The sequence below is a fragment of the Telluria sp. AIW5 genome (assembly GCF_056680575.1).
Genome location: NZ_CM155289.1, coordinates 4,735,597 through 4,749,869 on the forward strand (window position 1 = coordinate 4,735,597; position 14,273 = coordinate 4,749,869).

A 14,273-nucleotide genomic window follows, 5' to 3' on the forward strand; every position below is an offset into this window, starting at 1 on the left:
ACTCGGGAGTCCACCCTACGGATCGCTCAAGCCGCTGCGTTGCGTATCGCGATCCGTAGGGTGGGCTCCGCCCACGCGGTACGGCGCGTCCCCGCCGAAGCGCATGACAACATCGGGATGCAAGCGTGCCGTTGTTGAGTCAACGTTGCGGCGTGCGAGCGCACGAACGCGTGGACTCGGGAGTCCACCCTACGGATCGCTCAAGCCGCTGCGTTGCGTATCGCGATCCGTAGGGTGGGCTCCGCCCACGCGGTACGGCGCGTCCCCGCCGAAGCGCATGACAACATCGGGATGCAAGCGTACCGTTTTTGATTCAGCGTTGCGGCGTGCGAGGGTACGACCGCGTGGACTCGGGAGTCCACCCTACGGATCGCTCAAGCCGCTGCGTTGCGTATCGCGATCCGTAGGGTGGGCTCCGCCCACGCGGTACGGCGCGTCCCGTCCGAAGCGCATGACAACATCGGGATGCAAGCGTACCGTTGTTGAGTCAGCGTTGCGGCGTGCGACGGTACGACCGCGTGGGCTCGGGAGTCCACCCTACGGATCGCTCAAGCCGCTGCGGCCTCGGTCCGGCGCACGGTGGCCAGCAATGCATTCAAGGCCTCGAGATCGACCGGCTTGACCAGGTGATGCGAAAATCCCGCCTCGAGCGCCGCCTTGCGGTCCTGCTCCTGGCCATAACCCGACACCGCGATCAGCACGCTGTGCGCGGTTTGCGGCTGCGCCCGCATCCGCCGCGCCAGCTCGATGCCGTCGATATCGGGCAGGCCGATGTCGAGCAGGCAGGCGTCCGGCAGCGCACTGCGCGCCAGCTCCAGCGCGCGCAGCGATTCGTGTTCGATATGGACTTCGTGGCCCATGGCCTCGAGCACCATCGCCAGCGTCGTGGCGGCATCGACATTGTCGTCCACGACCAGCAGCCGCAGCCCCGCGCCACCAACGGCTGCCGTTTCCGGCTGCGGCTCGGCGTCGGCCGCAGCCGCCGCCAGCGGCAGCGTGACCGTGAAGGTGCTGCCCTGGCCCAGGCCCGGGCTGGCGCAGGTAACGCTGCCGCCATGCAGTTCGACCAGGTTGCGCACCAGCGCCAGCCCCAGCCCGAGGCCGCCCTGCGAGCGGTCGGAGCTGCGCCGGGCCTGGGCGAACAGGTCGAAGGCGCGCTCGGTCAGTTCGCGTTCCATGCCGATGCCGTCGTCGCGCACCGACAGCACCAGCATGCCGTCGCCGGCCTCGACCCCGACCTCGATCGCGCCATCGTCCAGCGTGTACTTGACCGCGTTGCCGAGCAGGTTGGACAACACCTGCACCAGGCGCGCACGGTCGCCTTCAACCGGCAAGGGCCCGGCCGGCAAATGCAGCGCGAGGCGCTGGCGCCGCGCCGACAGCTGCGGACGCACCTGTTCGACGGCTTCGTCGACGATTGCGCGCACATCGAGCAGGCTGCGATCGAGCTCGATCAGGCCGCGCGTGACGCGCGACACGTCCAGCAAATCATCCACCAGGCGCGTCATGTGGCGCACCTGGCGCCCGATGATGGCGCTGCTCTGGCGCACCCGGGTCTCATTCAGCGAGCCCATGTCGAGCAGCATCGCCGCCGCGCTGATCGGCGCCAGCGGGTTGCGCAGTTCGTGCGCCAGCATCGCGAGGAACTCGTCCTTGCGCTGGTCGGCCACCTTCAACTGTTCCTCGGCGCGCTTGCGGTCGGTGATCTCGCGGAAGAACACGGCGATGCCGCCATCCTGGGTAGGAAAGGCGCGGATCTCGTTCCAGCCGCCGCGCCCCCCGATCTCGGACAGCCGGTGTTCGACGGCGCCCGCCTCGCGCGCCTCCATTGCCCGGCGCAGCATGGCGCCGGCCTGGCTGCCTTCGATTGCCGGGAACAGCGCCCAGTAGTTCTGCCCGATGACCTGCTCCGCGGCCATATGGCAGATGCGCAGGCCCTCGGCGTTCATCGTGGCGATGGTCCAGTCGGGGGCCATCAGCGCGAAGCCTTCGACCATGGTGTCGAAGATATAGCGGCTGCGGTCGCGCTCGGCGCGCAGTTCCGCCTGCGCCTGCGCCGTTTCCAGCGCGGCCCAGGTGCGCTCGGCCGTCTCGCGGGTGAAGCGCACTTCGCCTTCGGACCAGTAATACGGCTCGGCGCGGTTCAGGCTGAGGAAGGCGACCAGGCGCCCGTTGCGAACCAGCGGCACGGTGATCACGGCGCCGATGCGTTCGTCGCGGTAGGCGGCGGGAAAGGCGGCGGTCCGCGGGTCGAGCGCCGGATCGTTGATGACCAGGGTATCGCCCGCGCGCAACACCGCACCGATTTCCGGGCCGAAGCCGGCGATCGCCATGGTCGCCTCGGACAGTTCGACCGCGCCCGCCTCGATCCACTGGCGCTGTACGGTGAAGGTGCCGGCGGCGTCGTCGACCTGCGCGTATATCGCGCGCGTCAGGCCCAGTTCCTGGCCCAGCAGCGCGCTCGCGGTGTCGAGCACGTCGTCGGGCGAACTCAAGGGCCGCAGTGCATCCGAGAGCTTGAGTTCGAGCGCGGCGCGCCGTTCGCCCTCGACGCGGCTGGTGGTTTCGATGACGGTGCAGTACATGCCGGCGACCGCCCCGGTGCCATCGTGCAGCGGCGAATACGAAAACGTGAAATAGCCCCGCTCCGGAAAACCCTGGCGCACCACGGTCAGGGGCAGGTCTTCGTGGAAAGCGGACTTGTTCGACAGCGCCTGGTCGATGATCGGCACGATGTCGCGCCAGATCTCGGCCCAGACCTTGCGGAACGGCTGGGCCAACGCGGCCGGGTGCTTGGCGCCGAGGATGACCGCGTAGGCGTCGTTGTACAGGAAGCGCAGGTCCGGTCCCCAGGCGACGAACATCGGGAACGAGGAATTGAGGCTCATGCCGACCGCGGTCGCCAGTTCGGGCGGCCAGGTATCGGGGTGTCCGAGCGGGCAAAGACGCCAGTCGTACGCGGCGTAGAGCGCGCGGACGCCTGTCAAAGGAGAGGATGGGTCGTTGGGGAGGATGCCGGGCATCTGCCGATTGTCCCACAGTTCGGCGATGTTCCAGAACACGACTTGCCCGCGAACATCGCCTATCGTCTTTCTTGCAACTCGAACTACAGCTTGCGCATCACAGCTTGATGAAATGCTCGCGGTAGTACTTCAGTTCTTCGACCGACTCGATGATGTCGGCCAGCGCCGTGTGTTTCTGGTGCTTCTTGAAACCCGAGGCCAGTTCCGGCTTCCACCGGCGGCACAATTCCTTCAGTGTCGACACGTCCAGGTTGCGGTAGTGGAAGAAGGCTTCCAGCTTCGGCATGCCGCGCGCCATGAAGCGGCGGTCCTGGCAGATCGTGTTGCCGCACATCGGCGATTTATTCGCCGGCACGAAATTCTTTAAAAAGGCGATCAGGGCGACTTCGGCGTCGGCTTCGGTGACGGTCGAGGCCTTCACGCGGTCGATCAGGCCGGACTTGCCGTGGGTGCCCTTGTTCCAGTTGTCCATCTTGTTCAGCGTTTCGTCCGACTGGTGGATCGCGAACACGGGACCTTCGGCCAGCACGTTCAGGTGCATGTCGGTGACGACGACGGCGATCTCGATGATGCGGTCGTTGTCCGGGTCGAGCCCCGTCATTTCCATGTCGACCCAGACCAGGTTCATGTCGTTCGGGCGCTGGGCGGTCGCAGTTGGGGTAGCAGAGGTTGCAGATGCAGCGGAATCGGTGGGGTGTGACATAATTCTCTCTTTGCCTAATCAATCCTGCATTTTCTCACAGGCACGGAATGTCTTCATTCGCGTTTTCGGTTTTGTTCGTCGTTTTCTTCGTGCTCACGCTCGGCCTGCGCTTCTGGCTGGCCAACCGCCAGATCCGCCACGTGCTGCGCCATCGCGCCAGCGTGCCGGCCGAGTTCGCGCCCAAAGTCTCGCTCGAGACGCACCAGAAAGCGGCCGACTACACGGTCGCAAAAAGCCGATTCGGCATCGCGGCCCTGCTCTGGGGCGGCCTGGTGCTGGTCGGTTTCACCCTGCTCGGCGGCCTGCAGGCCTTGTCGAATGCGCTGCTGCACGTCGCCGGTCCGGGAATGCTACATCAACTGCTGCTGGTCGCCGCGTTCGCGACAGTCTCCGGCCTGCTGGATTTGCCCTTCGACTACTACCGCCAGTTCGTGATGGAAGAGCGCTTCGGCTTCAACAAGATGAGCGTCGGGCTATGGCTCGGCGACGGCGTCAAAGGCGCGCTGATCGGCGCCGTGATCGGCCTGCCGCTGTTGTGGGTGGTGCTCAAGTTGATGGAGTCGACCGGTTCCCTGTGGTGGTTCTGGACCTGGCTGGTCTGGAGCGGCTTTCAACTCCTCATGATGGTCTTGTACCCGAGCGTGATCGCGCCGCTGTTCAACAAATTCACGCCGCTCGCCGACGAGAGTCTCAAGGCGCGCATCGAAGGCCTGATGGCGCGCGTCGGTTTCGCTTCCAAAGGGCTGTTCGTGATGGACGGCAGCCGCCGCAGCGCGCACGGCAACGCCTATTTTTCCGGCTTCGGCGCGGCCAAGCGCATCGTCTTTTTCGACACCCTGATCGAACGCCTGGCGCCGCACGAAATCGAAGCGGTGCTGGCGCACGAACTGGGCCATTTCAAATTGCGCCACATCGTCAAGCGCATCGTCGTCATGTTCGCGCTGTCGCTGGCCTTCCTTGCCCTGCTCGGCTACCTGAAGGAACAAAGCTGGTTCTACACGGGCCTGGGCGTGACGCCGATGCTGCAGGCGCCGAACGATGCGATGGCCCTGCTGCTGTTCGCGCTGGTGCTGCCGATTTTTACCTTCGTCTTCGGGCCGCTGAATGCGATCACCTCGCGCAAGCACGAGTTCGAGGCGGACGCCTTCGCGGCGAAGCACAGCGACGCCAGCCACCTGGTGTCGGCTTTGGTGAAAATGTACGAGGACAATGCCTCGACGCTGACGCCCGATCCGCTGCACTCGGCGTTTTACGATTCGCATCCGCCGGCGTCGGTCCGCATCGCCCACCTGAACGCGGCGGCGGCATGAGGCTGGTCGAGCAACACTGCACGCATGGCGCGCCGGCGCTGGGTGCCATCGAACCGGGCGCCTTGCTGGCTCAGCTGCCGCAGTGGCAACGCGAAGGCGATCGCATCGTGCGCGCGTTCGAATTCAAGGACTACCACGAGACCATCGCCTTCGTGAACGCGCTGGCGGCGATGATCCACCTTGAAGACCATCATCCCGAACTGACGGTGCGCTATCGCCACTGCATCGTCGCCTACACTACCCACTCGGCGGGCAATACCGTTTCGCTGAACGACCTGATCTGCGCTGCGAAAGCCGACGCAATTTACGAAGAACGGACACGCGCGTGAGCACGAAGAACAAAGAAAGCGCCAGCCTGAGCGGCACCATCATCGCGGCACACGGACGCCATTACCTGGCCGATGCGAACGGCGAAAAACTCCAGTGCGTCACCCGCGGCAAGAAGACGAATGTCGCCGTCGGCGACGTGGTGCACCTGGTGAAAACCTCGAACGACCAGGCGGTAATCGAGAAGATCGCCGACCGCACGACCCTGCTGTATCGCTCGGACCAGTACAAATCGAAGCTGCTGGCAGCGAACATCTCGCGCCTGTTCATCGTGATCGCCACCGAACCCGGTTTCGCCGACGACCTCGTCTCGCGCTCGCTGGTCGCGGCCGAAGCGGCCGGCATCGAGGCCCACCTCATCCTGAACAAGACCGACGTCGCAGACCTGCTGCCGCGCGCACGCGAACGGGCCGGCGTCTATGCGGCGCTCGGCTATCCGGTGCATGAAGTGTCGGCGCGCGCCAATCCCGAGCATGCACTGGCCGTGCTGCAGCCGCTGCTGGCGGGGCAATCGTCGATCTTCATCGGCCAGTCGGGCATGGGCAAATCCTCACTGATCAATTTGCTGGTGCCGGACGCCGACATCGCCGTGCGCGAAATCTCGGCCGCGCTCGATACGGGCAAGCACACCACCACCTTCACCCGCCTCTACTGGCTGCCCGACGGCAGCGCGATCATCGATTCGCCGGGCTTCCAGGAATTCGGCCTGTATCACCTGAGCGAAGGCATGCTGGAACGGGCTTTCGTCGAGTTCAAGCCCTATCTGGGCGGCTGCAAGTACTACAACTGCCGCCACCTGGCCGAGCCGCAATGCGCGGTGCTCGACGCTGTCGCCAGTGGCAAGATCGCGAAGCACAGGCACGAGCTGTACGGCCAGCTGCTGCACGAGTCGGCGCAGACGCTGTATTAGTAACAAAAGCTGGGGTCAGGTCTGGCATTCCCCCTGTGTCACGCTAGTTGTCGCCTCACATTTAGGAGACAACATGAGCAAACTGTATTCCGACGCCTTCATCGAACAAGCCTTGGTGAAGGTGTATTCTCGCGGCAAGCGCACCATACAGGACGTTGCCGACGACCTGCACGTCAATGTGTACACGGTCAAGAACTGGATTCGCAGAAAGAATTTATATATGTTGAAAGCGTCCTCTGACAGGGAAAAGCGGCCGCAGGACTGGAGCCGAAGCGAGCAGCTGGTGGCGCTGCACGAAACGCACGCCCTGGATGAGGAAGCGCTGCAGGCCTGGTGCCGCGAGCGTGGGCTGTTCGTGCACCATCTTGAAGCCTGGCGTACCGGGTTCTGCCTGGATGCAAAGCCGACCGCCCCCGTCGATACACGCGAGATGCGCAGCCTGCAGCAAGAGATAGACAAATTGCGCCGGGATTTGGATCGTAAAGATAAAGCACTCGCGGAGGCCGCAGCGCTGCTCTTATTGCAAAAAAAGTTCAATGCGCTGTGGGAGGACGAGGTCAAATGACCTTGCCCGCAGCGCGGGCCGATATCGTCGCGATGGTCGCCCAAGCCGTTTCCTCGGGAGCGCGCCATACCAAAGCATGTGAAATCATCGGCTTGAGCTTGCGCACATTGCAGCGCTGGAAGCTAGTCGGTGCTGCGCCCGATGGGCGTACGACGCGCGTCCAACAACCAGTTCATGCGTTGACGGCGCGAGAGCGTGAAGAGATTCTCGCTATCGCCAACTCGGCCGAGTTTGGCCAGATGCCGCCTAGCCAGATCGTGCCGCGCCTGGCCGACCAGGGCACTTACCTGGCCTCCGAATCGACGTTCTATCGGGTGTTGCGAAGCGCTGGCCTGGTCAAGCATCGGCAGGCGGCGCGGCCGGTTCAAGAGCGCAGCAAACCGCGCGCCATCTGTGCCACGGCGCCTAACCAGCTCTACAGTTGGGACATTACCTATTTGCCGAGCGGGGTAAAGGGAATCTATTTTTACCTGTACATGTTCATCGATATCTACAGCCGAAAGGTCGTTGGCTGGCAGGTTTATCGGGACGAGCATAGCAACCTTGCGGCCGAGGTCATGCGCGACATCTGTGCACGTGAAAAAATCCAGCCCAACCAGGTGATTCTACATTCCGACAATGGCAGCCCGATGAAGGGCGCGACCATGCTGGCGACCTTGCAGGCACTGGGCGTGATGCCTTCGTTCAGCCGGCCGGCCGTCAGCAATGACAACCCATATTCGGAATCCTTGTTCAAGACCTTGAAGTACCGCCCCGACTATCCCGGTAAAGCATTTACGGACCTCGCACACGCACGCAACTGGGTGGCCAGATTCGTGCGCTGGTATAACAACGAGCACCGTCACAGCACCATCAACTTCGTGACGCCGACCCAACGTCACGCGGGCCTCCACCACGTGTTGCTGGCAGCCCGCACAGCCGTCTACAACGCCGCACGTGAGGCCAATCCGCTGCGTTGGACCGGGTCCATACGCAACTGGTCGCCGATCAGGGAAGTGCATCTCAACCCCGACCACGCGATCAGCGAAACCACAGCGCCGGCGACCAATATGCCGGCTTTTAGAAGAACAGCTTAACGGCTGCTCACGCGACAACTAGCTTGACAACCACCGCATTTGGACACGAGCTCTGCATTAAAAAAGCTGGGGTCAGGTCTGACATTTGGACACGAACTCTGCCTTGGACAAGCAACGTTCAACGTCGATGCGATTACGCTTGAGACCGTGTCCGAATGTCAGACCTGACCCCAGCCTTCGCAAAACCACTATAATCAAGGGGATACTCCCTCTGAAGAACACGATATGCCAGGCTCCAAAGCGATCAAGCACTTCCTGCAGTTCTCCGATTTCTCGCTCGACGAATTCGAATACGTGATCGAGCGCGCGAAGGTCATCAAGCGCAAGTTCAAGGCCTACGAGGTGTACCACCCGCTGGTCGACCGTACGCTCGTGATGGTGTTCGAGAAGAGCTCGACCCGCACGCGCCTGAGTTTCGAGGCCGGCATGCACCAGCTGGGCGGCGCCGCGATCTACCTGAACACGCGCGACAGCCAGCTCGGCCGCGGCGAGCCGGTCGAAGACGCCGGCCAGGTGATGAGCCGCATGTGCGACATCATCATGGTGCGCACCTTCGGCCAGGACATCATCGAGCGCTTCGCCGCCAACTCGCGCGTGCCGGTGATTAACGGCCTCACCAACGAGCACCACCCCTGCCAGGTGCTGGCAGATATCTTCACCTTCTACGAACACCGCGGCCCGATCGCCGGCAAGACGGTGGCCTGGATCGGCGACGCCAACAACATGCTGTACTCCTGGCTGCAGGCGGCCGAAGTGTTCGGCTTCCACCTGAACATCTCGACGCCGAAAGGCTACGACCTCGACCCGGCGCTGGTCTCCACCAACCGCTACACGCATTTCGAGAACCCGTCGGACGCCTGCGCAGGCGCGCACCTGATCAACACGGACGTGTGGACCAGCATGGGCTACGAGAAGGAAAACGCAGAAAGGCTGAAAGCGTTTGACGGCTTCATCGTCGACGCCGCCAAGATGGCGCGCGCCACGCCCGACGCGCTCTTCATGCACTGCCTGCCGGCGCACCGCGGCGAGGAAGTCTCCGCCGAGGTCATCGACGGCCCGCAGTCGGTTGTCTGGGACGAAGCGGAAAACCGCCTGCACGTGCAGAAGGCGCTGATCGAATACCTGCTGCTCGGCAGAATCGACAACTGAGCGAAGCCAAGGAATAATTTGTAAAGCACCACCCCTTTGTTTGATCGTCGGCCCCGTTGAAAAGCGGGCCGGCTGACCACTTCAATCCTACCTCTCCTCCACACTGGAATCTCCATGAGCGACATCAAAAAAGTAGTTCTCGCCTACTCCGGCGGCCTCGACACCTCCGTGATCCTGAAATGGCTGCAAGACAATTACGGCTGCGAGATCGTCACCTTCACGGCCGACCTCGGCCAGGGCGAAGAACTCGAACCGGCCCGCGCCAAGGCGATCAAGTTCGGCATCAAGCCTGAAAACATCTACATCGACGACGTGCGCGAAGAATTCACGCGCGACTTCGTGTTCCCGATGTTCCGCGCGAACACGGTGTATGAAGGCGAATACCTGCTCGGCACCTCGATCGCGCGTCCGCTGATCGCCAAGCGCCTGATCGAGATCGCCAACGAAACCGGTGCCGACGCCGTCTCGCACGGCGCGACCGGCAAGGGCAACGACCAGGTCCGCTTCGAGCTGGGCGCCTATGCCCTGAAACCGGACGTCAAGATCATCGCGCCATGGCGCGAATGGGACCTGCTGTCGCGCGAAAAACTGCTGAAGTACGCGGAAGACGCCGGCATCGCCGTCGACATGAAGCACAAGAACGGCGGCGCGCCTTATTCGATGGACGCCAACCTGCTGCACATCTCCTTCGAAGGCCGCCACCTGGAAAACCCGAGTGCCGAAGCCGAGGAATCGATGTGGCGCTGGACCGTGTCGCCGGAGCAGGCGCCGGACACTCCCGAGTACCTCGACCTCGAATACGAGCGCGGCGACATCGTCGCCCTGAACCGCGTGCGCATGTCGCCTGCCCAGGTGCTGACCGAGCTGAACCGCCTCGGCGGCAAGCACGGCATCGGCCGCCTCGACCTGGTCGAGAACCGCTACGTCGGCATGAAGTCGCGCGGCTGCTACGAAACCCCGGGCGGCACCATCATGCTGCGCGCGCACCGCGCAATCGAGTCGATCACGCTCGACCGCGAAGTGGCGCACCTGAAGGACGACCTGATGCCGCGCTACGCGTCGCTGATCTATAACGGCTACTGGTGGGCGCCGGAACGCGTCGCGCTGCAGACGCTGATCGACCACACGCAAGCGACCGTGAATGGCTGGGTACGCATCAAGCTGTACAAGGGCAACGTGATCGTCGTATCGCGCGATTCGAAGACCGATTCGCTGTTCGACATGAACATCGCGACGTTTGATGAAGACGGCGGCGCCTACAACCAGGCGGACGCGGGCGGCTTCATCAAGCTCAATGCGCTGCGGATGCGGATTGCGGCGAAGGCGCGCGCCAAGCGCGGGCAGTAAGGGTCTTTCGACCGCTACGGAAAGCCGCCTGCGGGCGTAATGCCGTTCAGTGAAGAAGGCCGCTTCGATTCACATCGGAGCGGCCTTTGTTCTTGAGGTCGACGCGCGGGCATGCCCGCCCTACGTTACATAGCGGCCTCGACCAACAATGACGACGGTAGCGCACCGTATGGGGTCATCGAGGCCAATCGCCTCGATGACGGGTTCACCGGGCATGCCCGCGCGTTATGCTGGCCCGGGGCAGCTCATCCGCGCTTAACTGAACGGCATTACGCCTGCGGGCGGCTTTTTCATTGGTTTCGTAGCAGGCACGCGCTACCGTTTTTGCACAGCGCCGGCACGCTCGGGGCCGGCCGCGCCAGTCACTGTGGCGCAGATCAGTTGCGCCGATACCTGTTGCGTTGATCACATGTCTTTACTAAACTGACATGAGCTTACCCGATCTGCATAGCCGGAACAGCCGCTGCGCCTGGTTCCAGCGGCGATGGCGCGGGTAACCCCTTCGGGCCGGCCGCGGTGTGGCTGCAAAGCGATGAGGAGACAGCGTGGACGACTCGGTTGCAGGCAGCATGCGGGACCGGCGCGCCGATCCCGTACTCGGCGCAGTGGTCGATGTGGCCATCGCCTATCGCGACAACGTCGGCATGGGGGTAGCCGCCGCGTTTTTGCGCGAAACCCGGGTGCCCGACGCAGTCGCCCAGCGCGTGCTCGACCGCACGGCGTACCAGCGCACGCCCTTGCCGCGGCGCCGTCCCGGCCGTGCCGATGAATCCATGTCCTCGACCGGGCCGCCTCAGGCCTTGCGCAGATCGGCCACCGGCTCGTTGCCGAAACCCTCAGCCAGCAAGTAGTCCACCAGCTGGCGCGCGCAGTCCTGCGGCTTGGCCAGCGCCCCCTCCTGCTTGAGCTGTACGAAGCGCTCCTTCATCGGAAAATTCGACTCCGGCGTGGCCCGGATCTCGGCCTGCATCCCGGTATCGATCACGCCCGGCGCCATGCTGCAGCAGCGCACCGAGGCATCGCCATCGAGCAGCACCGCCTCCGCGTGGCGGTCGAGCGCGGCCTTGGTGGCGCAGTAGACGCTCCAGCCCGGATAGGCATTCCGGCCCGCGCCGCTCGAGATGTGCAAGATGCGGCGCTCGCCCCGGCTGGCGCGCACGACGGCCGCCGCCAGCGCCAGCGGCGCGGCCACGTTCAGCGTCACGGCGCGCAGCGCGGCCAATGGATCTTGTTCAGCCAATGGACCGACCGGTGCAACGACGCCGGCATTATTCACCAGCAGCGTGGCGCCCTCGTCGCGCAGCCAGCGCGCCAGCGTGTCGCCGGCCAGGAAGGCGCCCATGGCGGCGGGGTCGGACAGGTCGACTTCGATTTCGGCCAGCAGTTCGGAAGACAGCCCGGCGGACCGGCCGCGCGCCAGGCCCAGCACCGGGACGCCGCGTTCGATCAGCTCGGCGGCGATGGCGGCGCCGAGACCTTTGGTGTGGCCGGTGACGATGGCTTTCATGCACTTCTCCTCGGGAATGGAACCCAAGCATAGCCGAATGCGCGCCGCCGGCGCAGACCGTTGTATGCGGACACTTTAAGTAGGTTAAATGCAACACTTCGAACATGCCTCAGGTAGAATGAGTCCGCCCTGTCCACCTGTCTCGCCACTTAGCCACCGATGCCACTTGCCACTGCCTTTGCGTCACTGAACAGTCCATGCCGCGTCCTGCTGGTCGGCGCCCCGCCCTTTGCCGGCGCGCTGCGCGACATGCTGGCGGCTGTCGACGATATCGAACTGGTGATCACCGATGCCGCGCAGGCACTGGAACAGGCATCTGCGCTGCGTCCTTCGGTGCTGGTGCGCGCCCTGGCCGGGACGGAAGACAGCAGCGAATTCATCCGCGCCTGCCGCGCGCACCCGCTGCTTGGCGGTCTGCCCCTGCTGGTGCTCGCACCCAATGCAGGCAACGCGGCGGGCAATGCGGCGGGCAATGCCGGACGCGAGGCCGCCTTTGCCGCCGGGGCCAGCGATTACCTGGCCGAGCTGCCGACCCAGACCGAATGGCTGGCGCGCCTGCGCTACCACGCGCGCGCCGGCCAGGCCCTGTTCGAACGCGACGACGCATTGCGCCGCCTCGCCGAAACCGGAGCGCTGCTGGCGCGCGCCCAGAGCGAACTCGACCGCATCGACGGCGTCGACAGCCTGACCGGCATCCCGAACCGGCGCCGCTTCGACCAGGTCGCGCAGGGCGAATGGCAGCGCGCGCGCCGCAATGGCCAGCCCTTGTCCTTGCTGGTGTGCGACGTCGACAGTTTCGGTTATTTCAATCACCGCTTCGGGCGCGAAGCGGGCGACCTCTGCCTGCGCAAGATGGCGGGCGTGCTCACCGGTCAATTGAAGCGCCCGTCGGATCTCGCCGCGCGCTACGACGGCAAGCAGTTCGCGATCCTGCTGCCCGATACCGGACTGGACGGCGCCGTGCAGGTGGCCGAAGCCTGCCGCACGGCGCTCGAGCGCCTGGCCCTGTCGCACCCGGCGCCGGAACGCCGCATCGTGACGATGTCGGTCGGCGTCGCCTCGACCGTGCCATCCGAAGAAGCCATCTTCGACGCCGTGCTGGCGCGGGCCGGCGAAGCCGTGCAGGCGGCCAAGTCGCGCGGCCGCAACCGCGTGGCGGCTTTTCGCGCTTAAATAAAGACGGGTTCGGGTTCGAGCCCGACGCCGAAACGCTCCTGCACATCGTGCTGGATCGCGCGCGCCAGCGCCATGACTTCCCCCCCCGTCGCCCCGCCATTGTTCACAAGCACCAGCGCCTGCTTCGGGTAGACGCCGGCAGCGCCGAGGTGTTTACCCTTCCAGCCGCACTGGTCGATGAGCCAGCCCGCCGCCAGCTTCTCGCTGCCATCGGGCTGCCTGTGGTGCACCAGCTGCGGGAAGCGTTCCAGCAGCTGGGCGCAGCGCGCTCCGGATACCACCGGATTCTTGAAGAAGCTGCCAGCGTTGCCGATCTCCGCCGGATCGGGCAGCTTGCGGCGCCGGATCGCGACGACCGTGTCGCTCACCTGGCGCGGCGTCGGCGCGGCGATGCCCGCGGACTCCAGCGCCTGCGCCAGCTCGGCATAACGCAGGTTCGGCTGCCAGGCATGCGGCAAGGCGAAGGTGACGTCCAGCACCACCAGGTTGGCGCCGTCGGCGTGCTTGAACACGCTGTCGCGGTAGCCGAAACGACATTCCGGCCCCCTCAGGGTGCGCCGCGCGCCGCTTGCCAGGTCGAACACCGTCAGCGAATGAAACACGTCCTTGATCTCGAGGCCATACGCCCCGATATTCTGGATGGGCGCCGCGCCCACGGTGCCGGGAATCAGGGACAGGTTTTCCAACCCGCCCAGGCCTTGCTCGATCGTGTAGTCGACGAAGGCATGCCAGTGTTCGCCGGCGCCGGCCCGCACCAGGGTCTTGCCGTCTTCTTCGCCCACGATCTCGCGGCCGGCGATTGCCATGTGCAGCACCAGGGCCTCGACATCTTTCGTCAGCAATACGTTGCTGCCGCCGCCCAGCACGAAGCGCGGCAGGCTCGGGAAGCGTGCATCGCCCTGCAGGGCGTCGAGCTGGGCCGGGTCGGTGACGCGCAGGTAGTGGCGGGCACGCGCGGGGAGGCCGAACGTGTTGAAGGCTTGCAGCGAAACGTCGTGTTCGATCGGGAGGACAATGGACATGGGCAGGAACAGTTGAGGGGCGGGTCGAGAAAGGCGGGTCGAGAAGAAATAAGCGGTCGATTATAGTGGCAATTATCGTAGCAAGCCCGGCCTTGCCGCCTAAAACGGTCGTTCTATTTGGGCCATTCCGTTAAAATACTGCCATTCATAAGTTCAGC

11 protein-coding genes and 1 pseudogene are annotated in these 14,273 nt (G+C 64.5%); 8 read left to right on the plus strand and 4 right to left on the minus strand.

Features of this window, described 5'->3' with window-relative positions:
• Window positions 1-548 precede the first annotated feature (548 nt).
• Window positions 549-3,062 (minus strand): hybrid sensor histidine kinase/response regulator, encoded by a 2,514-nt coding sequence (locus AC1MEM_RS20975; RefSeq protein ID WP_499473834.1) that lies wholly within the window; start codon window positions 3,060-3,062, stop codon window positions 549-551.
• A gap of 58 nt (window positions 3,063-3,120) precedes the next feature.
• Entirely contained in the window at window positions 3,121-3,651 is a 531-nt protein-coding gene (gene orn, locus AC1MEM_RS20980) for an oligoribonuclease (RefSeq protein ID WP_499477720.1), read from the minus strand.
• 122 nt (window positions 3,652-3,773) lie between these two features.
• On the opposite strand from orn, the gene AC1MEM_RS20985 reads away from it, so the two are divergent.
• From AC1MEM_RS20985 to AC1MEM_RS21015, 7 genes and pseudogenes are all read left to right on the plus strand, one after another.
• A complete protein-coding gene (locus AC1MEM_RS20985) occupies window positions 3,774-5,036 on the plus strand; it encodes a M48 family metallopeptidase (protein ID WP_499473837.1) in 1,263 nt (420 codons plus the stop codon).
• Window positions 5,033-5,365 (plus strand): 4a-hydroxytetrahydrobiopterin dehydratase, encoded by a 333-nt coding sequence (locus AC1MEM_RS20990; RefSeq protein ID WP_499473839.1) that lies wholly within the window; start codon window positions 5,033-5,035, stop codon window positions 5,363-5,365. The genes AC1MEM_RS20985 and AC1MEM_RS20990 overlap by 4 nt, the downstream gene beginning before the upstream one ends.
• The gene (rsgA, locus tag AC1MEM_RS20995) at window positions 5,362-6,273 is read left to right on the plus strand and encodes a ribosome small subunit-dependent GTPase A (protein WP_499473841.1); all 912 of its coding nucleotides are present in this window, start codon (window positions 5,362-5,364) and stop codon (window positions 6,271-6,273) included. Before AC1MEM_RS20990 ends, rsgA begins: the two co-directional genes overlap by 4 nt.
• A gap of 73 nt (window positions 6,274-6,346) precedes the next feature.
• Window positions 6,347-7,914 (plus strand): annotated as a pseudogene (locus AC1MEM_RS21000) (IS3 family transposase).
• A 225-nt stretch (window positions 7,915-8,139) separates the two neighbouring features.
• Complete coding sequence (argF, locus tag AC1MEM_RS21005; RefSeq protein ID WP_499473843.1) at window positions 8,140-9,063, plus strand: ornithine carbamoyltransferase; 924 nt, start codon at window positions 8,140-8,142, stop codon at window positions 9,061-9,063.
• Between the two features lie 114 nt (window positions 9,064-9,177).
• Window positions 9,178-10,410 (plus strand): argininosuccinate synthase, encoded by a 1,233-nt coding sequence (locus AC1MEM_RS21010; RefSeq protein WP_499473845.1) that lies wholly within the window; start codon window positions 9,178-9,180, stop codon window positions 10,408-10,410.
• Between the two features lie 545 nt (window positions 10,411-10,955).
• The gene (locus tag AC1MEM_RS21015) at window positions 10,956-11,261 is read left to right on the plus strand and encodes a hypothetical protein (protein WP_499473847.1); all 306 of its coding nucleotides are present in this window, start codon (window positions 10,956-10,958) and stop codon (window positions 11,259-11,261) included.
• Here the strand turns inward: AC1MEM_RS21015 and AC1MEM_RS21020 are convergent.
• Window positions 11,204-11,917, minus strand: a complete 714-nt coding sequence (locus AC1MEM_RS21020; RefSeq protein WP_499473849.1) for an SDR family oxidoreductase — start codon at window positions 11,915-11,917, stop codon at window positions 11,204-11,206. The genes AC1MEM_RS21015 and AC1MEM_RS21020 overlap by 58 nt on opposite strands.
• 159 nt (window positions 11,918-12,076) lie before the next feature.
• Here AC1MEM_RS21020 and AC1MEM_RS21025 point away from each other — a divergent pair, with 159 nt between their 5' ends.
• The gene (locus tag AC1MEM_RS21025; RefSeq protein ID WP_499473851.1) at window positions 12,077-13,090 is read left to right on the plus strand and encodes a diguanylate cyclase domain-containing protein; all 1,014 of its coding nucleotides are present in this window, start codon (window positions 12,077-12,079) and stop codon (window positions 13,088-13,090) included.
• Here the strand turns inward: AC1MEM_RS21025 and murB are convergent.
• Window positions 13,087-14,115 carry a UDP-N-acetylmuramate dehydrogenase gene (murB, locus tag AC1MEM_RS21030; RefSeq protein ID WP_499473853.1) on the minus strand — a complete coding sequence of 343 codons (1,029 nt, stop codon included), beginning with the start codon at window positions 14,113-14,115 and terminating at the stop codon, window positions 13,087-13,089. The two genes, AC1MEM_RS21025 and murB, sit on opposite strands and share 4 nt — an antisense overlap.
• Window positions 14,116-14,273: the final 158 nt, after the last annotated feature.